Raw genomic sequence first — 23499 nt, forward strand, 5'->3', positions numbered from 1 at the left:
GATATCTTAAGGTTACAGATATTAAATTTACAGTTGACAATAGTGGAAATGTAAAAGTTACTGACTTTGGAAAAGATGATAAAGTTGTTGCTAAAGGAAATAAATTAGTAGTAACTGATAAAAATAAAGCATTAATTGAAAAAAATAAAGTAATTAATAATAAAAATAAAACTGAACTTCCAAATACAGGAGATAATACTTTAATAATTACTTTTTTAACTGGTGCATTTTTAATTTTATTATCTTTAGTATGGTTTAGAAAAAGATCTGTAGAAAAATAATAAAGTTTTAAAAAATAAACTAATCAAATATTGATGTGGATTCAATAAAGTAGATAAAGCTAAAAAGCTACATTTTCTAAGCTGCACTTCGGTATTCAACTGGAGTGTGGCTTTTTTTATTTCGATTGAAATATTTCGTTATTGTATCAAGTTATATATTTTTTTTGAATACTTAGATGGAAAATTTGGAATAATAAATAAAGAATATGGGTGAGTGAAATACACTTTTGTTTTAGTTTCAGTTTTTTGTTAAAGTTCTGATAAACCAGCAAATTCAGAGTCATTATCAGCAGTTATAATCTTAAATATTTCACTAAAATTACTTCTAAAAAAATCTTTAATTTTATCAAGAGCCTTTGCAACAGCTAGTTCTTAATAGAAAGGAATAGCATAACTAGTTTTACGCTGGATAATTATTAGCAAAATTAGATTTTTCACCTAATACACAGTCTATTTCCAAATGTTCAAATTCTTAACTGGTTTAATAGAATTAGGAAGGTATGAAACTCTAGCACCAAACTTTTTCTTATTATGTCTTACTGTAGTAGATTTTGTATTTTTATGAAGCTTAGTGAGTAAATCTATATTTTTTTTAGGTAATAAGCCAAGGTCTACATAGTCATAAAGCGTTTTTGTAGAAATCATTTGAGAAGGATTAATTTTATTTGAAAGCAGAGATTCATCAACACATGAATATAAATGCCAGTGACCATTCTTAACTTTGTCAATAACATATTTGACAAAATCACTAAATTCTAATAGTTTATATTTGCGACTGGATTTTAGTGATTCTTTTTATAAATATCTTCTCCAAGTATCAGCAAAGTACATCTTAAATTCTTTATTTTGCTTAATTTGCTTAGTAGTGCCACGGCATATTTTGTTTTAAACATCATTTATAAATATATTTAGTTTGCTATTTTATAAGCATTAAAGCTATCTTTAAGATATATTTCAACTATAATATGCTCTTTCATATTTAAGGGTTTATTTTTTTCTTGATTCTGTGTTATGATTTTGATAGTTCATGGTGATTATCCTCCGTGTTTTTGTATTTTGTTTAGCGATTAAATCATAACACAGGTTAATACAACATAAATTTTTTTAGTTCAATTTCATTTTGCAATTAAGCATTTTTATAGAAATAAAAAAGAAAAAACATTATACAAATATGGTTTAGAAATTTAATTAGCTGATAACTTGTTAAGGATATTATTTTTATGTAGAATTAAATAAGGTAGAGAAGAAAATTTAAAATTTAGTTTTGTATTTGATAAATCAAGTTAAGAAAAGAAGGATATAGTATATGAAATACGGTAGCATTATTAAAAAAGCAATTTTTGTAAGAAGGCCTAATAGATTTCAAGCGTATGTTATTTTAGATGGAGAAGAAATATTAGTACATGTACCTAATACTGGTAGATGTAGAGAGATTTTAATAGAGGGAAGTACAGTTCTTTTAAGAAAAGGTACTACTCCAAATAGAAAAACACCATATGATTTAATTGCAGCTTACAAAGAGGGTATTTTAATAAATATTGATTCACAGGTTCCTAATAAAGTTGTAGAGGAAGCTTTAATAAATAATAAAATAGAAAAGTTAGTAGAATTTAAACATATAATGAGAGAAAAAACTTTTGGAAAGTCAAGATTTGACTTTAAACTTCAAGATGAAAAAGAAAATACATATTATTTAGAAGTTAAAGGTGTAACTTTAGAAGAGAATGGGGAAACTAGATTCCCAGATGCACCTACAGATAGAGGAAGAAAGCATATATTAGAGTTAATAGAAGTTAAGAAACTTGGAATGGGTGCAGGAATATTATTTTTAGTACAATTAGATAATGTAAGTAAGTTTTATCCTAATGATGAAACAGATCCTAAGTTTGGAAAGGCATTAAGATCTGCTAAAAATAATGGAGTTGACATTTTTGCCTATAATTGTAGGGTAACTGAGGAAGAAATAGAGTTACTTAATCCTGTTGATATTATATTGTAATATCAACAGGATTAATATTATGAATTAATAATTTATTTTTTGTTAAGATAGGTTTTATTTTTAAAATTAATTGAAAAGTATATTAAGTTTAAATTAATTGTTATATTAACTTAATATTAAGAGAAAAATAAATTATAAATATTTTGAGTGTAAATAAATTTTATATATTAAAATTTCAAGTATTTATGTTAATTTGTTTTTCAGATTTTATAAGAATAAGGTTTAAGATGTTTATTAAAACAGAAACATTAGAAAGGCAGTTGTTTTTTACGGTTCATTGTTATTAGTTGGTAAATGCTTAGTTTTATGGATTAGTAAAATATAGATGATTTAGAGAGGTATTTATATGAAATTTAATTATTGTCCACTTTGTGGGGAAAAGCTAGAGCTTAAGGATAGTTGGGATGAAGGTATGGTTCCATATTGTAGTAAACATAATATGATGTTTTTTGATTTACCAAAACCTTGTGTTGTAGTTGCTGTTGTTAGAGGGGATGAAATTATTCTCTTAAAACAAAGTTATATATATGAGGATTCAAAAGTACTTATTTCAGGGTATGTTGGAGTAGATGAGGAAGTAGAGGAAACGGTTTATAGAGAAGTTAAAGAAGAGACTGGAATTAATGTTAAGGATATAAAATATTTAGGAAGTGATTTTGTAGAAGGAAAAGAACTTCTTATGTTAACATATTTAGCTTATTACGAATCAGGAGAAATTGAAAAATCAACTGAGGTTGAAGGAATTGCTTGGTATAATATTGAGGATGCTTTATGTGAGTTAAATGAAGATAAAGTTGGAAAAAGGGTTGTTAAAAAGGTTTTAAAAGAAATAGGATATGAAGGAACTAGAGCATTTAGATGTGAAGGTGATAAATGTGAAATATAAAAGTAAATGAAATTTTTTCGTGCTAAATATGGATTAGGTGTATTTTTGTCACTTAATCCTTTTTTTCTACTAATAAAATAATAAGATTACTTCTTTTATTCAAAGTTATTTTTGTTTACTAAATAAGTATTAGCAACTAATAAAAGAAAAGTATTATTAAATTATATGTGTTTTATTTAACTTTTTGGATGGAATTTATAAAATAGTTATGGCTTTATTTAGGAAATTAATCTGTGATAGAAATTTTGATGAGATTTAAAGAAGCTTAAGTTATTTCAAGTATATATAGAGAGAGTTTTACAAGGTATTTTATATATTTAATAATTAAATTTGGTAAAATTTTTAATTAAACATATTTAGAATTTTAAATTAAAGTATATAATAAAAATATGATAATTTTAAAATAGACATGAAAAAGACACAATAAATTGATAAAATTATAATGAAACTATTATAAAATATGATAGAAAAAGTATGAATTAAAGTTTACAATCTTATGGTAGTTTGTGATATACTTATACTTGATACTTTTAAATTAAATTTAAAAATATAATTCTAAAAATGTTAAGGACTGATTATTTTAACCTTTAATATGTCCTATATAATATTTGAGAATAAGGAGTATATAATGAAGGAATTAATAGTTGATAGGATAGAAGAAAATTTTATTGTATGTGAAGATGAAAGTCAAAGCGTTTTAGAGTTAAAAAATAACGAAGTAATAGGAAGTGTAAAAGAGGGGGATGTTTTAGTAAAAGGTAAGGATGGGAAGTTCTTTATAGATGAAGAACTTACAATAAAGAGAAGAAAAGAAATAGAAGACTTAATGAAAGGTATGTGGGAGTAATAATGATTAAAGATATGACAAAGAAAAATTCCTTTTTCTTTGATTGGATTTTACCAATATTTGCTGCTTTAGTTTTAGCATTTCTAATTTATAAGTTTGCATTGTTTAAAATAAAAGTTCCTACTGGCTCCATGAGACCAACAGTTGAAATAGGAGATCAGTTATTTGTTACAAGAGTATACAATCCTTCAAACTTAAAACGAGGAGATATTATTGTATTTAAATCTGACGAACTTCATGAACAACTTCTTAAGCGTATAATTGGATTACCTGGTGATCATGTTGAGATAAAAAGTGATGGTTCAGTTTATGTAAATGGAGAAAAACTTAAAGAAGATTATGTTAAATATCCAGGTGGAAGATCAGATATGACTTTTGATGTACCACAAGGAAAGTTTTTGATGTTAGGTGATAACAGAGATAATAGTGATGATGCTAGATATTGGCAAAATCCTTATATTGATGGAAAAGATATAGAAGCAAAAGCTCAAATAACAGTTTATCCATTTAATAGAATTGGGTTTGTAAAATAAACTTTTAGAAAAGGAGGAATTAAATATGTTTAAAGATAAAAAAATGCTTAGATATATTTTAATATATGGAGTTTTAGCTTTTGGTATTGTTATGACTTTTAATATGGTTAAAGATGATATGCTTTATGAAAAAGTAAATTACAGTACTTTTATGCAAATGGTAGAGAAAAAAGAAGTTAAGTCAGTAAACTTTAAAGGTAATCAGATAGAGATAACACCGACAGACAATAGTAAGTTAAAAGGAAAAATCTTATACACAACTAATCCAGCTATAGCAGGGTTACAACAACCAAATTTAATTGAAAATTTAAAATCTGAAGGAATTGATTTTAATGTTGCTAAGCCAGAAAATTATCAATTCGTAGGATTATTAATGTCTTGGGTATTCCCTCTATTAATAATATTCTTATTTGGAAAAATGATGTTCTCTAAGATGAATAATAAAATGGGTGGCGGAGTTATGTCATTTGGCAAAAACAATGCTAAACTTTATGCTGAGAGTGAGACAGGAATAACTTTTAAAGATGTTGCAGGTCAAGAAGAAGCTAAGGAATCCTTAGTTGAAATTGTTGATTTCTTGCATGATACAAGTAAATATGTTGAAATTGGGGCTAAACTTCCAAAGGGAGCCTTATTAGTAGGTCCTCCAGGAACAGGTAAAACATTACTTGCCAAAGCTGTTGCAGGGGAAGCTAAAGTGCCATTCTTCTCAATGTCAGGTTCAGACTTCGTTGAGATGTTTGTTGGTATGGGGGCTGCAAGAGTAAGAGATTTATTTAAGCAAGCTGAAGAAAAAGCTCCATGTATAGTATTTATAGATGAGATTGATGCTATTGGTAAGAGTAGAGATGGTGCCATCCAAGGAAATGATGAGAGAGAACAAACTCTTAACCAATTATTAACTGAGATGGATGGATTTGATTCTTCGAAAGGAGTTGTTATATTAGCAGCTACAAATAGACCAGAAGTTTTAGATAAAGCTTTATTAAGACCAGGTAGATTTGATAGAAGAATTATTGTTGATAGACCTGATTTAATAGGTAGAGAAGAAATATTAAAAGTTCATTCAAGAGATGTTAAGTTAGCAGAGGACGTTTCATTAGAGGCAGTAGCTAAATCTACTCCTGGGGCAGTTGGGGCTGATTTAGCTAATATCGTTAATGAAGCAGCATTGAGGGCTGTAAAACATGGTAGAAAAGTAGTTATTCAAGAAGATTTAGATGAGGCTGTTGAGGTAATCATAGCTGGTCAAGAGAAAAAGGATAGAATACTTTCACCAAAAGAAAAGAAAATTGTTGCTTATCATGAGGTAGGTCATGCATTGGTTGCTGCTTTATTAAATAACACAGATCCAGTTCATAAAATAACAATAGTTCCTAGAACAATGGGGGCTTTAGGATATACAATGCAACTTCCTGAGGAAGAAAAGTATTTAGTATCTAAGGAAGAGATGATAGATCAAATATCAGTTATGCTTGGAGGTAGAGCTGCTGAAGAAGTAGTATTTAATAGTATAACAACTGGAGCCTCAAATGATATTGAAAGAGCTACTCAGTCTGCTAGAAATATGATAACTATTTATGGTATGAGTGAGAGATTTGATATGATGGCTTTAGAAGCTATGAGTAATAGATATTTAGATGGAAGACCAGTTAGAAATTGTTCAGAAACTACAGCTTCTATTGCTGATGAAGAGGTATTACAAGTTATTAAAAAAGCTCATAAAAAATCAATTAAGATATTAATTGAAAATAGAGAATTATTAGATGAAATAACAGGAGTTCTTTTAGATAAAGAAACTATCATGGGTGACGAATTCATGGAAATAGTTTATGGAAAGTATCCAGAAAAAAGAGAAGCTGATGAAAAAGCTAAACAGGAAATTCAAAGTTTAAGAGAGCAAGCTCTTGCTAAGAGAAAAGAAAAAGAAGAGGCTATAAAGAAAGCTAGAGAAGAAGCTTTAAGATTAGAAGAAGAGGAAAGGAAAAAAGCTGAATTAAAGGCTATGCTTGAAGCTAGGAAAGAAGCAGAAAAGGCTGGAATTGATTTGAATATTGATGATACAAAGATTGAAAAGCTAAATGCTGAAAATTTAAATCAACCTAATGATATTGCTTCTAATAAAGATGATAAAAATGATTCATTAAATAAAATTGATGAGGAATAATAAAAGTGTGCATGAAGTTTAAATTACTTCATGCACTTTTTGAATTTTAAATAAATCTTTTATTAAGTTTTGTTTAGAAGAAAAGTTAATGTTATAATTGGATATAATGTAGAAGAGAAAGTAGGAAAGGAAGATTCTAAATGGCTAATGAAAAAGATATAGAATTTTTAGTTGAAGAGAAAAAGTTAGAGGATGTTTCTAATATAATAAATGAAGAAATGCTTTCATATATAAATAAAAGAAAATTTGTAACACAATACATATTAGATTATAGAAAAAATGCAGTTGAAGAATATAAAGATGATGAGGATAAGTTAATAGAATACTTTGACCATGAAAGATATGTTAAGGAGCAAGCTTTCACAACTATAGATAGAAGATTAAAGGAACTTACAATATTAAAGGACTCTCCTTATTTTGGTAGGGTTACATTTAATGATTTAGAGCTTGATCAAAAAGATACATTGTATGTTGGAAGATTTGGACTTACTCCAGAAGGAAGTTATGAACCTGAGGTTGTTGATTGGAGAGCACCCGTTTCATCATTATTTTATCATGGAAGTTTAGGTGAGGCTTCTTATAATTCACCAGATGGAGAGATAAAATGTGATATAGAGGGAAGAAGGCAGATAATTGTTAAAAAGGGAGAATTAAAAGGAGTATTTGATTCTGCAATAGATGTTAAAGATGAAATTTTACAAATGGTTTTAAGTAATAATAGTTCAGATAAACTTAAAGATGTAATAATGACTCTTCAGCAGGAACAGGATGAAATAATAAGAAAACCTAGAACATCTAATATAGTTGTAAATGGGGTTGCAGGTAGTGGTAAAACAACAATAGCCCTTCATAGAGTTGCATATTTATTATATAACTATAGAAAAGAGTTAGAAGATAAAGTATTGATTTTAGGACCTAATGGAATATTTATGGAGTATATTTCTCAAGTATTGCCTAGTTTAGGGGAGGTTGGTGTAAATCAAGAAACTTTTGCTAGTTTTGCTTTGAAGGAAATTGATGAAGAGATTTATATAATGCCTTTTGATAAGTATTTGGAGAAAATACTTTCAAATGATGAAGTTTTCATAAAGGATGCTATTTATAAAAATTCTTATGACATAATAAATGGATTAGATAAATTAGTAAGTGACATGGATAATACTTACTTTGATATTAAGGATGTAAGATATTTTGGGGAAGTTGTAATCTCAAAAGAGGAAATAGAAGAGTTATTTACTAAACATTATGCTTACATGCCTTTATTCAGAAGAAGTGATAAGATTAAGAGAATAATATTATCTAAGATAAAAGATAAGAGGGATGAAAAAGTTTGGGAGCTTAATGAAGAAATTAGAAAAGAAAAAGAAATGTTAAGTCAAGATGAACTTTTAGTTGAAGAAAATAATATTGAATTTAGAAGAAAAATAAGAATCAGAGAAATAGTTAAGGAAGTTATTGAGGCTAGAAAGGAACTTGATAGTTGGATTTCTAGAGAGAGTATCTTAGATATATATGATAGATTTAATGGAGAGTCAAAAGAGTACACTATAAATGATTTAGCTCCAATTCTTTACTTAGCTATAAAATTAGAAGGAAAGAAAGCTTCTAGAGAATATAGACATGTAGTAATAGATGAGGCTCAAGATTATTCACCACTTCAATTTAAGGTTGTAAAAGAGTTAACTGGAACTAGATATTTTACTGTTGTTGGTGATGTTAATCAAAGACTTGTTAAATTCTTAGATGAAGCACCTATGATGGAACTTGAAAAGGTATTTGATGATATAACTCCAAAGATTTATAACTTAAATAAAAGTTACAGAAGTACTTATGAAATAATGGAATATGCTAATAAATATTTAGATGAGAAGAGAATAGTTCCACTTGTTAGACATGGTGAAGAGGTTGAAGAAATAGAAACATCTAGTAAGGATGAGTTTGTAGAAATTATAACTGATTCCTTAAAAGAATTTACAAATGAAGGGTTAGAAAGCATAGCTTTAATTACTAGAGATAAAGAAATTTTAGATAAGGTTTATGGATTAATAAGTAATAAGGTTCATTTGGTTAAATTTGATAATGAGGATGTTTTATATAAAGGTGGAAATGTTATAATACCTTCATATTTTGCTAAAGGATTAGAGTTTGATGGAGTTATAATAATTGATGATGAATCAAATCACAAAGAAGATAGAAATAATGAAGATTTAATTAAGTATATAATGAGCACAAGAGCACTTCATAGATTAAAAGAAATAAAAATAAAATAATTCATGTTTAAAAAGTGATTAAGTTTAATTAAGCTTAATCACTTTTTATCTTTATAAATAAAATCTTAATTATTTTTTAATGAAAAAATTAATTGAGATGCTATAATTATTAGAGTATAGATTACATAAAAAGAATAGCGAGGAATTTTTATGAAGAAAAAATTAAAGGGATTTTTAAAATGCAACTGGGTATTTATGTTTTTAGTTGTTGTTTTACAATTAAAATCAATGATGCTTCTTTCAATGCTTAGAACTAAAGGTTCATGTAGCATTAATATTGGATTAATGTATTTTACTCCACCTCCAATATGGGCACATATTGCTATAATTACTTTAATTGCAAGTTTTGTTTATCTGTTTAAAGGAAAGGGAAGACTTTGGTCAGCCATAGTAATAGATTTATTTGTTACTATATTATTTATAGCAGATATTTGGTATTACAGAGCCAATGGAACTTTCTTATCAATAAGACATATAATTGAACCTGCAATATTTAATCCGATAGGAAAAAGTTTGTTTAATTTTGATCCAGTTGATTTATTATTCGTAGTTGATTTTATAATACTATTTTTAGTTTATAAGTTTGGAAACTTGAAGAATATTAAATATAAGAGTAGTTTAAAAACTAGATTAATAGCTTTTATAAGTGTTTTTGGAATAAGTGCAATAATAGTAGGCTCTACACATTATTACATGGACATTGCTAAAAAATCAGATAAAGTATTATTTAGAATATCTTGGGCTCCTTTTCAAACTTTTAGTGATATGAGTCCTTTAGGATATCATGGTTATGATATTTATTATTATACAAATAGAGAGAAAAAATTAAGTGATGCTCAGAAAAAAGAAATAAAAGATTGGTTTGATGAAAATAAAGAGAATCTACCTGATAATAAGTTTAAAGGAATGTTAAAAGGTAAGAACCTTATAGCATTACAAGTTGAATCTCTTGAAAACTTTGTCATAGGACAAAAAGTATATGGTCAGGAGATTACTCCTAATATAAATAGGCTTCTTAAAAATAGTTTGTATTTTGATAATATAAAGGAACAAAATAATTCAGGAACAAGTTCAGATTGCGACTTAATGGTTAATACTTCAATATTACCAGTTAGAGAGGGAACTACATTTTTTGGATATCCTTGGACAAAATATAATACACTTCAAAAATTATTAGAAACAAAAGGATATACTACAATTTCAACACATCCAGAAGTGCCTGGTAACTGGAATTGGGCTGAGGCTCATAAATCATTTAATGCTGATAAAATATGGGATGCTTCACAATATGATCAAAGTGAAATTATTGGACTTGGAATGTCTGATGAATCTTATTTAAGACAGGTTGGAGAAAAACTTAAAAATGAAAAGCAGCCTTTCTATACATTCTTAGTTACTTTAACTAGTCATGGTCCTTTTGATATGCCAAAGGATAAACAGTTTTTAAAATTACCTGAGGATTTAAATGAAAATATGCTAGGTAAGTATTTCCAAAGTGTTAGATATACAGATCAAGCAATTGGAGAGTTTATAAATCAATTAAAAAAAGAGGGACTTCTTGATAATACTGTGATTATGCTTTATGGAGATCATTGTGGAGTTCATAAATTTTACCCAGATATGATTAAAGATGCTCCTTTAAAAGGTGATTGGTGGAAAGATGATCATAAAGAAATACCTTTCTTAATATACAATCCAAGTATAAAAGGGGAAACTATTTCAAAAGAAGGGGGTCAAACTGACTTCTTACCAACAATTTTATATCTTTTAGGATTTAATAGGGATTCTTTTGATAATACTTCAATGGGAAGAGTGTTAGTTAATACTAATAGAAATGCAGTTCTTTTAAATGATGGAACAATAGTTGGAAATCCAACACCAAAAGAAAAAGCTCATTTAGAAAAATCATTTAATATAGCTGATATGGTTATACAAGGAAATTACTTTAAAAATAATAATTAATTAAAAAAACACCAGTTGAAACTAAATTTTGGGTTTCAACTGGTGTTTTTATTATATAGTAAAATCTTTATCTATAGTTATTATGCAATTATATTGAGGATGTGTTTCTTTAACAGCCTCAATTATATTTTCTTTAAGTTCAGATTCTGTCATTACTTTTCTTAATTTTTCTGTGTTAACAACCACATCAAATATAAGATTTTTCTTTTCTCCATGGCCAACTATTCTAAAATCATGCATTGATTCTATCAAAGGATTGTATTTTATTATCTTATCAATTTCTTTCTTTGTTTTTTTGATTTCTTCATCTTCTAGACAAATAGGATCCATATGAATAACTAAGTATATTTTAAGTTTTTTAGATATTTCTCTCTCAGCCATATCTATTACATCGTGTATTTTCATAACATTTATATCTGATGGGATTTCAGCATGGATTGAAGCCATACACTTTCCAACACCATAATTATGAATTATAAGATCATGAACTCCTATAATATTATCGTAGGATAAAACCATATTTCTTATATTTTTTGCAAGTTCTGGGTCAGGAGCTTCCCCTAAAAGTGGATTTATTGTTTCTTTTACTAAAGTAAATCCAGCATATAATATTGCTAATGAAACTATTACACCTATATATCCATCAATAGGTAATGTGGTAAATTTAGCAGCTAAAAATGAAACAGCAACACAGGTTGAAGTAAATACATCGCCTAAGGCATCAACAGAAGTGGCTTTTAATGCTGATGAATTTATTTTATTTCCAGTGATTTTATTAAATCTGCTTAGCCAAAACTTAAAAAATATTGAGATTACAAGTAAAATAAATGGAATAAATTCAAAGTTTACAGGAGATGGATTTAATATTCTTTCTATTGATGATTTGGTAAATTGAAAACCTACAATCATTACCATGGAAGCAACTATTAGGGCTGAAATATATTCAATTCTTCCATGGCCAAAAGGATGTTCTTTGTCAGCTGGCATTTTTGATAATTTAAAACCTATCATTGTTATTACAGAAGAACCAGCATCAGAAAGATTATTAAAAGCATCTGCTGTTATTGCTATACTTGATGCTATAAGACCTACGGAAAATTTGATTAAAAATAGTAGTATATTTACAATAATTCCAACTATGCTTGCCAAATATCCATAAGAACTTCTAACATCTTCATTTTCTGTATCATTATAATTTTTAATGAATTTTTTTATTATAAAATTTGAAATCATAAAATATCATCTCTCCATAACTTATATTAACCTATTCATTATAACACAATATCTTATGATGAAAAATATTGTGTTATAACATAAAAGTATAAGATGTTTGGAGATTTTTTTATAAAATAGGAATTCAATTAAGTTTAATATTTTCTTAATTATGAATTTTGTGGTAAAGTATAAATAAAAGTATTTAATTATATTTTGTGTATATAACACAAAACATAAAGAAAGGTGAAATTTGTATGGAAAAAGTTATAGCAAATGATTTAATCAATTTTTTATATGAAAGTCCAACAGCTTTTCATGCTGTAAAGAATGTTAAAAATATTTTAGAATTTGAAGGTTTTAAAGAATTAAAGGAATCTGAAAGATGGGACTTAGAAATAGAAGGTAAGTACTATGTTACTAAAAATGATTCTGCTTTAATAGCTTTTGTAGTTGGTAAAGGAGAAGTTGGTGATTGTGGATTTAAATTAATAGGAGCACACACTGATTCACCTGGATTTAGAATAAAACCAAACCCAGAGATGATGGTTGAAAATACTTATGTTAAATTAAATACTGAAGTTTATGGAGGACCAATATTAAACACTTGGTTTGATAGACCTTTAGGATTAGCAGGAAGAGTAACTCTAATAAGTGAAAATCCATTAAAACCAGTTAATAAAACAGTTAATATAAATAAACCAATACTTATAATACCTAATTTAGCTATTCATATGAATAGAGAAGTTAATGATGGTTATAAGATAAATAGACAAAAAGATACATTACCTTTATTAAGCTTAGTTAATGAAACTTTAGAAAAAGGAAATTATCTAATGAACGCTATATCAGAGGAATTATGTTGTAGCAAAGAAGAAATATTAGATTTTGAATTATATCCATATGAGTATGAAAAAGGATGTTTAATGGGATTAAATGAGGAATTTATTTCTTCAGGTAGATTAGACGACCTTTCAATGGTTCATGCAGGAATAAAAGCATTAATAGATTCAAAGGTTTCAGAAGCTACTAATGTGATGGTATGTTTTGATAATGAAGAGGTTGGAAGCTCAACTAAGCAAGGAGGAGATTCTGATTTCTTAAAAACTATATTAGAGAGAATAGTTCTTGCCTTAGGAAAAGATAGAGAAGATTTCTTAAGAGCATTATCAGAGTCATTTATGATTTCAGCAGATCTTGCTCATGCTGTACATCCAAACTTAGGAGAAAAGCATGATCCAATAGTAAGACCTGTTTTAGGAAAAGGACCAGTTATAAAAATAGCTGCTTCACAAAGTTATACAAGTGATAGTGATTCATCAGCTGTTTATGAAATGGTATGTAGAAAAGTTGGAGTAAATGTTCAAAAGTTTGTTAATAGATCAGATATGAGAGGTGGTTCAACAATAGGACCAATATCTTCAACTCATTTACCAATAAGATCTGTTGATATGGGAACTCCTATTTTAGCAATGCACTCAATTAGAGAATTAGGTGCTGTAAAAGACCATGTTGATTGTATAAAATCATTTACTGAGTTCTTTAATATATAAGCTATTAATTTTTTCAATATATTAAGTTAATATAATTTGAATTAAATATAAAAAAGAGAGTATCGAATTTATTTATAAAAAATAATTTTGATACTCTCTTTTTATCTTAAATTTAAATTGGGTTTATAAAAGTTTTTAATGATTAAAATAATAAAAGTTGATATTGATTATATGTCTTTTATTCATCATCTAGAGGGTTTTCTGTGTAGTCAAATTCATTGTAAGATATATTATTACAAACTATTTTATCTTTTGTAGGATCTGGTAATTTAGTGCAAACATCACCAGAACATGAAATTAAGTCTTCTGGTTTAGGACAATAAAATGTTCTATCTTTAGGTGGATAAATTTTTACGTCTTTTTCTTTATTCATTTTAAAAACTCCTTTCATTGTTGGGTTACAATTTTATTTTTCCCAAAAGATTTTGTATAAATCTTAGAAATTTATACCACAGTATGAATTATAAAGTTTTATTTAAACCGAGGTGAAAATGAAAGTATTCATGATGAAATATAATGAATTATAAAGTTTTTATGTAGATGCTTGTTAAATAGATTATTATTAGGATTTATAGAAGGAATATTGATCTTATGATGATTAATAAAGTTGAAAAATGTAATACTATATTTTAGGATAAGATATAAGAAGAATTTTAGGTTATAAGTAAGTTACTTAACTAATAATAGCTTAGAATAGATTTAGAGTTAATTTAAGTGTATTGAAGGGAGAAATATAAGAACATGGAATATAAATTAATATGTATAGATATGGATGGAACCTTATTAAATAATAAGCATGAGGTAAGTGATAGAAATAAAGAGGCTATTTTAAAAGCTACAGAGAAGGGTGTTAAAGTAGCTGTCACAACAGGAAGATTATTTACATCAGCAAAATTTTATGCTGGACTTCTAGGAGTTAAAACACCAATAATTTCTTGTAATGGAGCTTTTATAAGGGAAAAGGATGAAGATAGAGTAATATATGAATCTGTTTTAAGTGATGAACAAATAGAAAGAGTATATAAGATTATAAAAAAATATAATATTGACATTGCATATTTTAATACGGCAGATACAGTTATATCTGAAAAAATAGTTCCAGAAGAACATGGATATAAAGTTATGAATAAAATGGTGGGAAATTCTAATGAACAAGTTCTTTTTTCAGAAGGTGTAGATTTTAAAGAGTCTTTTGAAAAATATAAAGGACAGATATTAAAAGCTATATGTATAGAGAATAACAAAGATAATTTAGATAATTTGTTTAAAGCAAAGGAAGAGCTTAAAAAATATGATGATTTAGAAGTTGTCAGTTCTTACATAAATAATTTTGAAGTTATGAATAAAGGAACTTCAAAAGGTAATGGGGTTAAAGTTTTAGCTGATATTCTTCATATAAAAAGAGAAGAGGTTATGTGTTTAGGTGATAGTGAAAATGACTTAAGCATGATAGAATTTGCAGGCCTTGGAGTAGCAATGGGTAATGCAGAAGATTTCCTAAAGGAGAAAGCTGACTATATAACTGACACAAATGAAAATGATGGAGTAGCTAAGGCTATAGAAAAGTTTGTTTTAATCTAATGCGTATTTAGTAAAGAGGCTATATAAAAATATAATAATAAAATTTATAAATATATTTCTATAAGTACTATGTTTTGCTAATAATTTACAATTATTACTTGGAAAATATCACTAAAGTTTATAAACTTGCCACACTTTAAGCAGGTTTGATCTTTAGTGATATTTTTTACGTAACAATTTTAAAATTTAAAGCTCATCTATATTAGTTTTGTAATATGCATTTGTAAGTTTTATAAAAAGTTATTTTGATATATGACTGTTACTTTGCTATTTATTTTATATAAATAGTAAATCAATAGTATAAACTTGGTATATAAAATATTGATATAATATGATAAAATGTTTAATAGATGTTTTAAGGAGGATGGGTTATGGAAAAAAGCCAAAAAAATGGTTTGATGAAAATCTTTAAACAAGTTATAGTATTTATTATATTTTTTGGAATATTTGCAACTGGATTTAGATTTTTAAGACCAGATATTAAAAAAAGTAATGAAGATTATTTAAATTCAAAAAAAGAATATAGAGAAGTTGAAGGAAAATATATAGAAGTAGTTAATGATATAAATAATAAAAAATGGTATATAGATGAAGCAAAGAAAAAAATACTAGAAGAAAATAAAAAACTTATTAAGAAATTAAATATACTAGATAAAGAAATAATCAGTCAGGAGTAGTAATCATGAAAGGCAAAATTATAGGTTTTATAAAAAATTATAAAATAGCGATAATATTAGGAATATTTTTAGCAGTTATATCAAGTTTTTCAGTTGCTGATTATTCTAAAAAATGTAACGTATTAAAAGAAAAAACTAAAGTTTTAAATGAAAAGTTAGTTGAATTAGGGAATTATGATGAAGTGCAAATTGCAGAAGAGCAATTCGATATTATTACAAAGGAACATGAAAATTTAAAAAAACAGGTAAAACTTAGAGAAGAGGAGTTAAAAGCTGTAAAAGGCGTTTCTAATATAAAAGGACTATATGAAGATAGTGATAAAGAGCCTAAATAAAAAATAAAGCAGCGTAAAATTACGCTGCTTTATTTTTTATTTAGGCTCTTTTTTAAATCAACACTCTCTTAAAATAAAACTTTATTTTAAAAGTCTTTTGATTTTAAACAAAGCAAATCTTTTTAGTCATTAGACTTACCAACACCTGATAAGATTATTCCAGGATTATGATCTATAGCCCATGAAATTCCCCAATCATTTTGGAATATAAGAAGGTTTCTGTCTTTAAAATCTTTAACCTTTTTAGTATCTGAAGTAAGATTTAATGAATCTACATCTATATTATCATTTTCAATCCATCTAACATATCTAAATGGTAGTCTTTCCATTTTTATATCAACATTGTATTCATTTTTAAGTCTATATTCTAAAACCTCAAACTGAAGGACACCAACAACACCAACTATGATTTCTTCCATACCTATGTGTAATTCTTTGAATACCTGTATAGCCCCTTCTTGTGCAATTTGAGTAACACCTTTTATGAATTGTTTTCTCTTCATAGTGTCTATTGGTTTAACTCTAGCAAAGTGTTCAGGAGCAAATGTTGGGATTCCTTCAAATTTGAATTTCTTTGAATTCATACATAAAGTATCACCTATTGAGAATATTCCAGGATCAAATACTCCTATTATATCTCCAGCATATGCTTCTTCAACAACCTCTCTATCTTGAGCTAAGAATTGTTGAGGTTGAGCAAGTTTAACTTTTTTACCACCTTGAACGTGGAATACATCTTTTCCTTTTTCAAACTTACCTGAACATATTCTCATGAAAGCAAGTCTATCTCTGTGTGCTTTATTCATATTAGCTTGTATTTTAAATACGAAGGCTGAGAATGGCTCAGTCATAGGATCTATTTCTCCTATTGATGAGTTTCTTGCAAGTGGAGAAGTAGTTAATTTTAAGAAGTCATTTAAAAATGGTTCAACTCCAAAGTTTGTAAGAGCTGATCCAAAGAATACAGGAGTTAATTCTCCTTTTCTAACTTTTTCTAGATCAAATTCATCACCGGCTATATCTAAAAGTTCAACATCTTCCATTAGTTTTGAATGTAAGTCCTCACCTAAAAGTTCTTTGAATTTAGGATCGTCTAATTCACCAGTTATAGTTGAAACTTCACTTTGTCCGTGATTTCCACCATCAAATAAATGGATTGTGTTTGTAGCTCTATCATAAACCCCTTTGAAGTTATTTCCACAACCTATTGGCCAGTTCATTGGATATGATTTAATTCCTAATTCACTTTCTATATCTTCTAAAAGTTGAAATGGATCTCTAGTTTCTCTATCCATTTTATTTACGAATGTGAATATTGGAATTTCTCTTAATGAAGCAACTTGGAATAATTTTCTTGTTTGATCCTCTACCCCTTTTGCCCCATCTATTACCATAACTGCTGAATCGGCAGCCATCAATGTTCTATATGTATCCTCTGAGAAATCTTGGTGACCAGGAGTATCTAGTATATTTATGCAGTATCCACCATAATTAAATTGCATAACAGATGATGTAACAGAAATACCTCTTTGTTTTTCTATTTCCATCCAGTCAGAAACTGCGTGTGTTGCAGCTTTTCTTGCTTTAACAGAACCAGCCATTCTAATAGCTCCTCCATAAAGTAAGAATTTCTCAGTAAGAGTAGTTTTACCAGCATCTGGGTGAGATATGATGGCAAAGGTTCTTCTTTTTTCTATTTCTTTAATTAAATCGCTCAATCTAATTTCCTCCTTGATTTTTTGTATAATCAAATATTAACTATTTCTTTCATTACATATAACATATGAAAGCTTAGAAAATAATTTATTTACTCTTAAATAGACTAGATTATTATAACATAACTTTTGATTAATTTAATAGGAGATATGTATTTATTATAAAACATGGAATATTAAAATTCTTGGAAAGTATATCAGTATTGTAAATTTACTTTAATTTAGGTAAAATTAAATCACCATTAATTAAATAACAAGAATAAATGTGATTATAGGTGAATTATTTATAATTGCTATAATTTTAGAGGGGATTTATGAATAATAAGATAAGAAAAGCTATAATACCAGCAGCAGGTCTTGGTACTAGATTTTTACCTGCAACAAAAGCTCAACCTAAGGAAATGCTTCCTATAGTAGATAAACCTACAATACAGTACATAATTGAAGAGGCTATAGCTTCAGGAATAGAAGAAATACTTATAATTACAGGTAGAAGTAAGAAATGTTTAGAGGATCATTTTGATAGAAGTATAGAATTAGAATTAGAGCTTGAGAAATCAGGGAAAGATGAACTTTTGGATTTAGTTAGAGATATATCAGGAATGGTTGATATTCATTATATAAGACAAAAAGAACCAAGAGGACTTGGGCATGCTATAAATTGTGCAAAAACTTTTGTTGGGAATGAACCTTTTGCAATTTTACTTGGAGATGATGTAGTTTACAATGAAGAAAAACCTTGTTTAAAGCAACTTATAGATTGTTACAATGAATATAGAACAAGTGTATTAGGTGTGCAGACTGTTCCTAAAAAGGACGTTTGTAAATATGGAATTGTAAATGGAAAACATATTGAAGGTAGAGTTTATAAGGTTAAAGGATTAGTTGAAAAACCATCAGTTAAAGAGGCACCATCAAACGTTGCCATTTTAGGAAGATATATTGTTACTCCAAGAATTTTTGAAATATTAGAAAATACTAAGCCAGGAAAAGGCGGAGAGATACAATTAACTGATGCATTATTAGAACTTATGAGTCAAGAGGCAATGTATGCTTATGATTTTGAAGGAAGAAGATATGATGTTGGAGATAAACTTGGATTCTTACAAGCAACAGTTGAATTTGCTTTAAGAAGAGATGATCTTAAAGATAGATTTGTTGATTATTTAAAGGGAATAGATTTTTTAAAGTATAATAAATAATAATAACCACCCTTTTATGGGTGGTTATTATTATTTAGAATTTTTCTTTTTTAATTCTTTCATTGTTGGAACAGTTTCTTTGTTATCTAATCCAACTATAGAAAGTATTTGTTTAGCTCTATCTTTTGTTGAGCCTTCTATTAGAGTGTATTTAACATTTTCACTATCTAAAAATTGTTTTATTGTATTATCAACAGCTGAGGCTGTTGACTCATCTTGCCATCTAACACCATCCTTAGAATATCCAAATTCTCTTGGAACAAAGAATATATAATCATATTTTGGAAGATCTTTAAGAGCTAAGTGATAAAGATCTTTTAAAATTTCAATTTCTTTTTCAGTTCTTTTTTTATCTCCTAACATAAATCTTCCATATATATAAGGAACAAAAGTGGCATAATCAGTTAAAGCGTAATCAAATTCTTTTAATGATTCTTCTAAACGAAGTTGTCCTAAGTATATTCCATATTGTTCAGATATTGTTTCTATCATGCCTTTTTCTTTTAGGTATTCAGTACTGTATTCAGTTGCAGCGCCAACATTTAACCCTCTTATTTTAAACTCTACATAAAGTTGTTGTATTAAAGTAGTTTTTCCACATCTTGGTCCACCAAGAATTGCAATTCTAACTGGCATATTAACCCCCTAAAAAAGTATATATTATTTTGATAAAAATTCTTAATTATTTCATAAAAAGACAAATTTCATTATATCAATTATAAGAGATTATTTCAATCTTTCAATTAACAAGAAATTTTATCTATTTATAAAATAAATTATTACAATTAACTTAAGATAATTTAAAAAAAAATGGCAATATGATATAATCTTAAATAAATATGCGAAAAAATGATGAAATAAAAAAGGTAATTTGTTATAATTGTTAAGTAATTTGATAAATGGCTTACAAGCAAATAAGTTAAGAGGTGAAGAAAATGTATAAATTAGTTGCTATAGATATGGATGGGACACTATTAAGAAATGATAAATCACTATCTAAAGAAACTAAAGAAGTAATAAAAGAAGCTAGAAAGAAAGGTGTTAAAGTTGTTTTAGCAACTGGAAGACCTGTAGACGGAGTTAAGAGATATTTAGAAGAATTAGATTTATGGCATGATAATGAGTATGTTTTAACTTTTAACGGAGCTATTATAAAAGAGATTGGTCAGGATAAAGTTATATGTAGAGACACATTAAAAGGAACAGACTTATTAGAATTATATGAAATAAGCAAGAATGTAGGACTAAATATACATGCCTTTTCAAAGGATGGATGTATAACTCCAGTTATGAATGAATATACAGAGCTAGAAGGGAAAATAAATGGAATAAATGTTTATGAAACTAGCTATGACGATGTTGATCCTGAAGAAGAAATCATAAAGATAATGATGATAGATAAACCTGAAGTTTTAGAAGAAGGTATAAAGAAGTTACCTAAAGAAGTTTATGAAAAATATACTGTAGTAAGAAGTGCACCATACTTCTTAGAGTTTTTAAGCAAAACTTGTAATAAAGGAGAAGGTGTTAAATCACTTGCTGAAAGTTTAGGAATAAAAAGAGAAGAAGTGATTGCTATTGGCGATGCAGGAAATGATATACATATGATAGAGTATGCAGGTCTTGGTGTTGCTATGGAAAATGCTTTTGATGAAGTGAAAAAGAAAGCTAATTTTATTACTAAGAGTAATGAAGAAAATGGCGTAGCTTGGGTTTTTGAAAAATTTATTTTATAATTAGAATATGATGTTAAACATTAAGGAGGATTTTATGCAGAATATAAATGATATCCAAGTAAAATCAGAGTGTGGCAATAAAAAAAATTATTTTTTATATAATTTAGTAAAGAGAACATTTGATATAGTTTTATCAACAATAGCTTTGCTTATATTTTCACCATTATTTTTGATTTTGTATGTTTGGGTAAAGTTAGATTCTAAAGGACCTGCTTTCTTTGGACATAAGAGAATAGGAAAAGATAGAAAATATATAGAGGTTTATAAATTTAGAAGTATGGTTTCTAATGCTAAAGAGGTTTTTGAAAACTTTACACCTGAACAAAAGGCTGAGTTTGAGAAGAACTTTAAATTAGATGATGACCCAAGAATAACTAAGTGTGGTGCTTTCTTAAGAAAGACAAGTTTAGATGAACTTCCTCAGTTAATAAATATTATTAAAGGGGATATGAGTATTGTTGGACCAAGACCAATAGTTGATAGAGAAGTTGAAAAATATGGTGAGTATGCAGATAAGTTGTTTAGTGTTACACCTGGATTAACAGGGTATTGGCAAGCCAATGGAAGAAGTGACACGACTTATGAAGAAAGAGTACAAATGGACATGTACTATATTGATAACAGATCTTTATGGCTAGATATTAAAATAATATTTAAAACTGCTATATCAGTTATAAAGAAAGAAGGAGCAGTTTAGATGAAGGTATCTATAATTTGTCCACTATATAATGCTGAAAATTATATAGTGGATTTACATAAAAAGTTGTTAGAGCAAGAGAAAATAGATGGTGTTGATATTGAAATTTCATATGTTTTAACTAGATGTAAGGACAGAACAGAAGAAATTTTGAAAGAAATGAATCTAGAGTATACTCTTATAGAACCAAAAGATTTCTCACACTCAAAAACTAGAGAAATGATGGCTTTTAAATCAACTGGAGATATTATTGTATTTATATCTCAGGATGTAATGATGAAAAATAATTTATGGCTTAAAAATTTAGTTGCTCCAATATTAAATGGAGAGTGTGAAGCTTCATTTAGTAGACAATTATGTACTAATAATACTATAGAAAAGTATATTAGAGAGAAAAACTATCCTGCTGAATCAAGAGTGGTGTCAAAAAATGATATTGATAAGTATGGTTTGTTAACTTTCTTTTATTCGGATGCTTCATCAGCAGTAAAGGCTAGTGTGTATAAAGAGCTAAATGGTTACGATGGAAAGAGACTTTTAATAAACGAGGATATGTATTTTGCAGAGAAACTTATACAAGCAGGATATAGAATAAAATATTGTGGTGATTCAGAAATATATCATTCACACATATTTACTTTAAAATCTCTTTATGAAAGATATTTTGATACAGGGGTTTTCTTTAAAAAGAATCCTCAGTTCTTAAATTATAAAGGTAATAAGAATGGTAAGGATATGGCTGTTCATGCCTTAAAGAGATCATTAGAAGATAAGAATTTTAAAGTTACTTTGAATATACTTCCAAATTTCGGTGCAAGATTTATAGGGAGTTTTCTAGGGAAAAAGTATGAGAAATTACCAAAAAGTTTTGTTATGGCTTCTTCAATGAGTAAGAAAGTTTATAGCGAAGATTAATTTTGATGTAGAAGGTGAGAATGAAGATGAAAGGAATTATATTAGCAGGAGGAAGTGGAACAAGATTATATCCTGTAACAAAAGCAATGTCAAAGCAAATGGTTCCAATATATGATAAACCAATGATATATTATCCAATGTCAGTATTAATGTTAGCAGGAATAAAGGATATATTAATAATATCAACAGAAAGAGATTTACCTAACTTTAAAGAGTTATTTAAAGATGGAAGCGATTTAGGATTAAATATAGAATATAAAGTGCAAGAAGCACCAAATGGATTAGCAGAAGCCTTTATAATAGGAGAAGAGTTCATAGGAGACGATAATGTTGCTATGATTTTAGGAGATAATATATTCTATGGACAAAATTTTTCAAGCAATTTAAAGAAGGCAGCTGAGCTAGAAAATGGAGCAATGGTATTTGGGTATTATGTTCAAGATCCAAAGGCTTTCGGGGTTGTTGAATTTGATGAGAATGGAAAGGTTGTTTCATTAGAAGAGAAGCCAGAACATCCAAAATCAAAATACGCAGTACCAGGATTATATTTCTATGATAATTCAGTAGTAGAAAAAGCAAAAGGATTAAAACCATCAGCTAGAGGAGAGTTAGAAATAACAGACTTAAATAGAATTTACATGGAAGAAGGAACACTAAAAGTAAATCTATTTGGTAGAGGAATGGCATGGCTTGATACAGGAACACATGGCTCAATGCTACAAGCATCTAACTTTGTAGAGGCAGTTCAAAATACACAGGGAACATACATAGCTTGTTTAGAAGAAATAGCATATAGAAAAGGTTGGATTTCTTCAGAAAAAGTTTTAGAACTTGCTAAACCTTTAATGAAAACTGGGTATGGTAAATATTTAGTTGATATTGTTGAAGAATTAGAAGGAAAAAGACAATAATTGATTATAAAAATTTACAT

21 protein-coding genes and 1 pseudogene are annotated in these 23499 nt (G+C 27.6%); 17 read left to right on the forward strand and 5 right to left on the reverse strand.

Going from position 1 to position 23499, the window contains the following annotated elements:
• On the forward strand, positions 1-281 hold a 281-nt coding region (locus Q1K13_RS05485), incomplete at its 5' end, for an LPXTG cell wall anchor domain-containing protein (RefSeq protein ID WP_300348304.1).
• A 252-nt stretch (positions 282-533) separates the two neighbouring features.
• Here the strand turns inward: Q1K13_RS05485 and Q1K13_RS05490 are convergent.
• Positions 534-1310: pseudogene (locus tag Q1K13_RS05490) on the reverse strand (IS30 family transposase); the annotation flags it as partial.
• A gap of 277 nt (positions 1311-1587) precedes the next feature.
• Here Q1K13_RS05490 and sfsA point away from each other — a divergent pair.
• The 7 genes from sfsA (at position 1588) to Q1K13_RS05525 (ending at position 10945) form a co-directional block, all read left to right on the forward strand.
• On the forward strand, positions 1588-2280 hold the full coding sequence (gene sfsA, locus Q1K13_RS05495) for a DNA/RNA nuclease SfsA (protein WP_300348306.1): 693 nt from the start codon (positions 1588-1590) through the stop codon (positions 2278-2280).
• Between the two features lie 346 nt (positions 2281-2626).
• Positions 2627-3166 (forward strand): NAD(+) diphosphatase, encoded by a 540-nt coding sequence (locus Q1K13_RS05500; RefSeq protein WP_300348308.1) that lies wholly within the window; start codon positions 2627-2629, stop codon positions 3164-3166.
• Between the two features lie 628 nt (positions 3167-3794).
• Positions 3795-4013 (forward strand): DUF3006 domain-containing protein, encoded by a 219-nt coding sequence (locus Q1K13_RS05505; RefSeq protein WP_300348310.1) that lies wholly within the window; start codon positions 3795-3797, stop codon positions 4011-4013.
• A 2-nt stretch (positions 4014-4015) separates the two neighbouring features.
• Positions 4016-4546: a signal peptidase I gene (gene lepB, locus Q1K13_RS05510; RefSeq protein ID WP_300348312.1), complete on the forward strand. Its 531-nt coding sequence runs from the start codon at positions 4016-4018 to the stop codon at positions 4544-4546.
• A 25-nt stretch (positions 4547-4571) separates the two neighbouring features.
• Positions 4572-6713 (forward strand): ATP-dependent zinc metalloprotease FtsH, encoded by a 2142-nt coding sequence (gene ftsH / locus Q1K13_RS05515; RefSeq protein WP_300348315.1) that lies wholly within the window; start codon positions 4572-4574, stop codon positions 6711-6713.
• Positions 6714-6853: 140 nt separating this feature from the next.
• Positions 6854-8983, forward strand: coding sequence for a HelD family protein (locus tag Q1K13_RS05520; RefSeq protein WP_300348317.1), 2130 nt, complete (start codon positions 6854-6856; stop codon positions 8981-8983).
• Between the two features lie 150 nt (positions 8984-9133).
• Positions 9134-10945: an LTA synthase family protein gene (locus Q1K13_RS05525; protein WP_300348319.1), complete on the forward strand. Its 1812-nt coding sequence runs from the start codon at positions 9134-9136 to the stop codon at positions 10943-10945.
• 51 nt (positions 10946-10996) lie between these two features.
• Here the strand turns inward: Q1K13_RS05525 and Q1K13_RS05530 are convergent, their stop codons facing one another.
• Positions 10997-12178 (reverse strand): cation diffusion facilitator family transporter, encoded by a 1182-nt coding sequence (locus tag Q1K13_RS05530; RefSeq protein ID WP_300348321.1) that lies wholly within the window; start codon positions 12176-12178, stop codon positions 10997-10999.
• Between the two features lie 236 nt (positions 12179-12414).
• Between Q1K13_RS05530 and Q1K13_RS05535 the strand changes: the two genes are divergently transcribed.
• Positions 12415-13710, forward strand: coding sequence for a M18 family aminopeptidase (locus tag Q1K13_RS05535; RefSeq protein WP_300348323.1), 1296 nt, complete (start codon positions 12415-12417; stop codon positions 13708-13710).
• A 178-nt stretch (positions 13711-13888) separates the two neighbouring features.
• On the opposite strand, the gene Q1K13_RS05540 is transcribed toward Q1K13_RS05535, so the two are convergent.
• Positions 13889-14083: a hypothetical protein gene (locus tag Q1K13_RS05540; protein ID WP_300348325.1), complete on the reverse strand. Its 195-nt coding sequence runs from the start codon at positions 14081-14083 to the stop codon at positions 13889-13891.
• Between the two features lie 368 nt (positions 14084-14451).
• On the opposite strand from Q1K13_RS05540, the gene Q1K13_RS05545 reads away from it, so the two are divergent.
• The 3 genes from Q1K13_RS05545 to Q1K13_RS05555 all read left to right on the forward strand — a co-directional run bounded on the left by Q1K13_RS05545 (position 14452) and on the right by Q1K13_RS05555 (position 16303).
• Positions 14452-15291, forward strand: a complete 840-nt coding sequence (locus tag Q1K13_RS05545; RefSeq protein ID WP_300348326.1) for a Cof-type HAD-IIB family hydrolase — start codon at positions 14452-14454, stop codon at positions 15289-15291.
• A gap of 371 nt (positions 15292-15662) precedes the next feature.
• A complete protein-coding gene (locus Q1K13_RS05550) occupies positions 15663-15968 on the forward strand; it encodes a hypothetical protein (RefSeq protein WP_300348327.1) in 306 nt (101 codons plus the stop codon).
• 5 nt (positions 15969-15973) lie between these two features.
• The gene (locus tag Q1K13_RS05555; protein WP_300348329.1) at positions 15974-16303 is read left to right on the forward strand and encodes a hypothetical protein; all 330 of its coding nucleotides are present in this window, start codon (positions 15974-15976) and stop codon (positions 16301-16303) included.
• Positions 16304-16425: 122 nt separating this feature from the next.
• Here Q1K13_RS05555 and Q1K13_RS05560 read toward each other — a convergent pair whose 3' ends face one another.
• Positions 16426-18021 (reverse strand): peptide chain release factor 3, encoded by a 1596-nt coding sequence (locus Q1K13_RS05560; protein WP_300348332.1) that lies wholly within the window; start codon positions 18019-18021, stop codon positions 16426-16428.
• A gap of 311 nt (positions 18022-18332) precedes the next feature.
• Between Q1K13_RS05560 and galU the strand changes: the two genes are divergently transcribed.
• On the forward strand, positions 18333-19220 hold the full coding sequence (galU, locus tag Q1K13_RS05565; RefSeq protein ID WP_300348335.1) for a UTP--glucose-1-phosphate uridylyltransferase GalU: 888 nt from the start codon (positions 18333-18335) through the stop codon (positions 19218-19220).
• 30 nt (positions 19221-19250) lie between these two features.
• Here galU and Q1K13_RS05570 read toward each other — a convergent pair whose 3' ends face one another.
• Positions 19251-19856, reverse strand: a complete 606-nt coding sequence (locus Q1K13_RS05570) for an AAA family ATPase (RefSeq protein WP_300348337.1) — start codon at positions 19854-19856, stop codon at positions 19251-19253.
• A 299-nt stretch (positions 19857-20155) separates the two neighbouring features.
• Between Q1K13_RS05570 and yidA the strand changes: the two genes are divergently transcribed.
• Genes yidA through rfbA form a run of 4 tightly spaced genes read left to right on the forward strand, consistent with a single transcriptional unit; the run spans position 20156 to position 23479 of the window.
• A complete protein-coding gene (gene yidA / locus Q1K13_RS05575) occupies positions 20156-20956 on the forward strand; it encodes a sugar-phosphatase (protein ID WP_300348340.1) in 801 nt (266 codons plus the stop codon).
• 34 nt (positions 20957-20990) lie between these two features.
• The gene (locus tag Q1K13_RS05580; RefSeq protein ID WP_300348342.1) at positions 20991-21653 is read left to right on the forward strand and encodes a sugar transferase; all 663 of its coding nucleotides are present in this window, start codon (positions 20991-20993) and stop codon (positions 21651-21653) included.
• Complete coding sequence (locus Q1K13_RS05585) at positions 21654-22568, forward strand: glycosyltransferase family 2 protein (protein ID WP_300348344.1); 915 nt, start codon at positions 21654-21656, stop codon at positions 22566-22568.
• A gap of 26 nt (positions 22569-22594) precedes the next feature.
• Positions 22595-23479 (forward strand): glucose-1-phosphate thymidylyltransferase RfbA, encoded by an 885-nt coding sequence (rfbA, locus tag Q1K13_RS05590; RefSeq protein ID WP_300348360.1) that lies wholly within the window; start codon positions 22595-22597, stop codon positions 23477-23479.
• The last annotated feature ends 20 nt before the right edge of the window (positions 23480-23499 follow it).

This window comes from Clostridium sp. (assembly GCF_029267215.1).
In the GTDB taxonomy this organism is placed as follows: domain Bacteria; phylum Bacillota; class Clostridia; order Clostridiales; family Clostridiaceae; genus Sarcina.

Bases quoted from the DNA above. Each gene is read 5' to 3' on its own strand.
- sfsA (WP_300348306.1), top strand. From the start codon at position 1,588: ATGAAATACGGTAGCATTATTAAAAAAGCAATTTTTGTAAGAAGGCCT.
- Q1K13_RS05500 (WP_300348308.1), top strand. From the start codon at position 2,627: ATGAAATTTAATTATTGTCCACTTTGTGGGGAAAAGCTAGAGCTTAAG.
- Q1K13_RS05505 (WP_300348310.1), top strand. From the start codon at position 3,795: ATGAAGGAATTAATAGTTGATAGGATAGAAGAAAATTTTATTGTATGT.
- lepB (WP_300348312.1), top strand. From the start codon at position 4,016: ATGATTAAAGATATGACAAAGAAAAATTCCTTTTTCTTTGATTGGATT.
- ftsH (WP_300348315.1), top strand. From the start codon at position 4,572: ATGTTTAAAGATAAAAAAATGCTTAGATATATTTTAATATATGGAGTT.
- Q1K13_RS05520 (WP_300348317.1), top strand. From the start codon at position 6,854: ATGGCTAATGAAAAAGATATAGAATTTTTAGTTGAAGAGAAAAAGTTA.
- Q1K13_RS05525 (WP_300348319.1), top strand. From the start codon at position 9,134: ATGAAGAAAAAATTAAAGGGATTTTTAAAATGCAACTGGGTATTTATG.
- Q1K13_RS05530 (WP_300348321.1), bottom strand. From the start codon at position 12,178: ATGATTTCAAATTTTATAATAAAAAAATTCATTAAAAATTATAATGAT.
- Q1K13_RS05535 (WP_300348323.1), top strand. From the start codon at position 12,415: ATGGAAAAAGTTATAGCAAATGATTTAATCAATTTTTTATATGAAAGT.
- Q1K13_RS05540 (WP_300348325.1), bottom strand. From the start codon at position 14,083: ATGAATAAAGAAAAAGACGTAAAAATTTATCCACCTAAAGATAGAACA.
- Q1K13_RS05545 (WP_300348326.1), top strand. From the start codon at position 14,452: ATGGAATATAAATTAATATGTATAGATATGGATGGAACCTTATTAAAT.
- Q1K13_RS05550 (WP_300348327.1), top strand. From the start codon at position 15,663: ATGGAAAAAAGCCAAAAAAATGGTTTGATGAAAATCTTTAAACAAGTT.
- Q1K13_RS05555 (WP_300348329.1), top strand. From the start codon at position 15,974: ATGAAAGGCAAAATTATAGGTTTTATAAAAAATTATAAAATAGCGATA.
- galU (WP_300348335.1), top strand. From the start codon at position 18,333: ATGAATAATAAGATAAGAAAAGCTATAATACCAGCAGCAGGTCTTGGT.
- Q1K13_RS05570 (WP_300348337.1), bottom strand. From the start codon at position 19,856: ATGCCAGTTAGAATTGCAATTCTTGGTGGACCAAGATGTGGAAAAACT.
- yidA (WP_300348340.1), top strand. From the start codon at position 20,156: ATGTATAAATTAGTTGCTATAGATATGGATGGGACACTATTAAGAAAT.
- Q1K13_RS05580 (WP_300348342.1), top strand. From the start codon at position 20,991: ATGCAGAATATAAATGATATCCAAGTAAAATCAGAGTGTGGCAATAAA.
- Q1K13_RS05585 (WP_300348344.1), top strand. From the start codon at position 21,654: ATGAAGGTATCTATAATTTGTCCACTATATAATGCTGAAAATTATATA.
- rfbA (WP_300348360.1), top strand. From the start codon at position 22,595: ATGAAAGGAATTATATTAGCAGGAGGAAGTGGAACAAGATTATATCCT.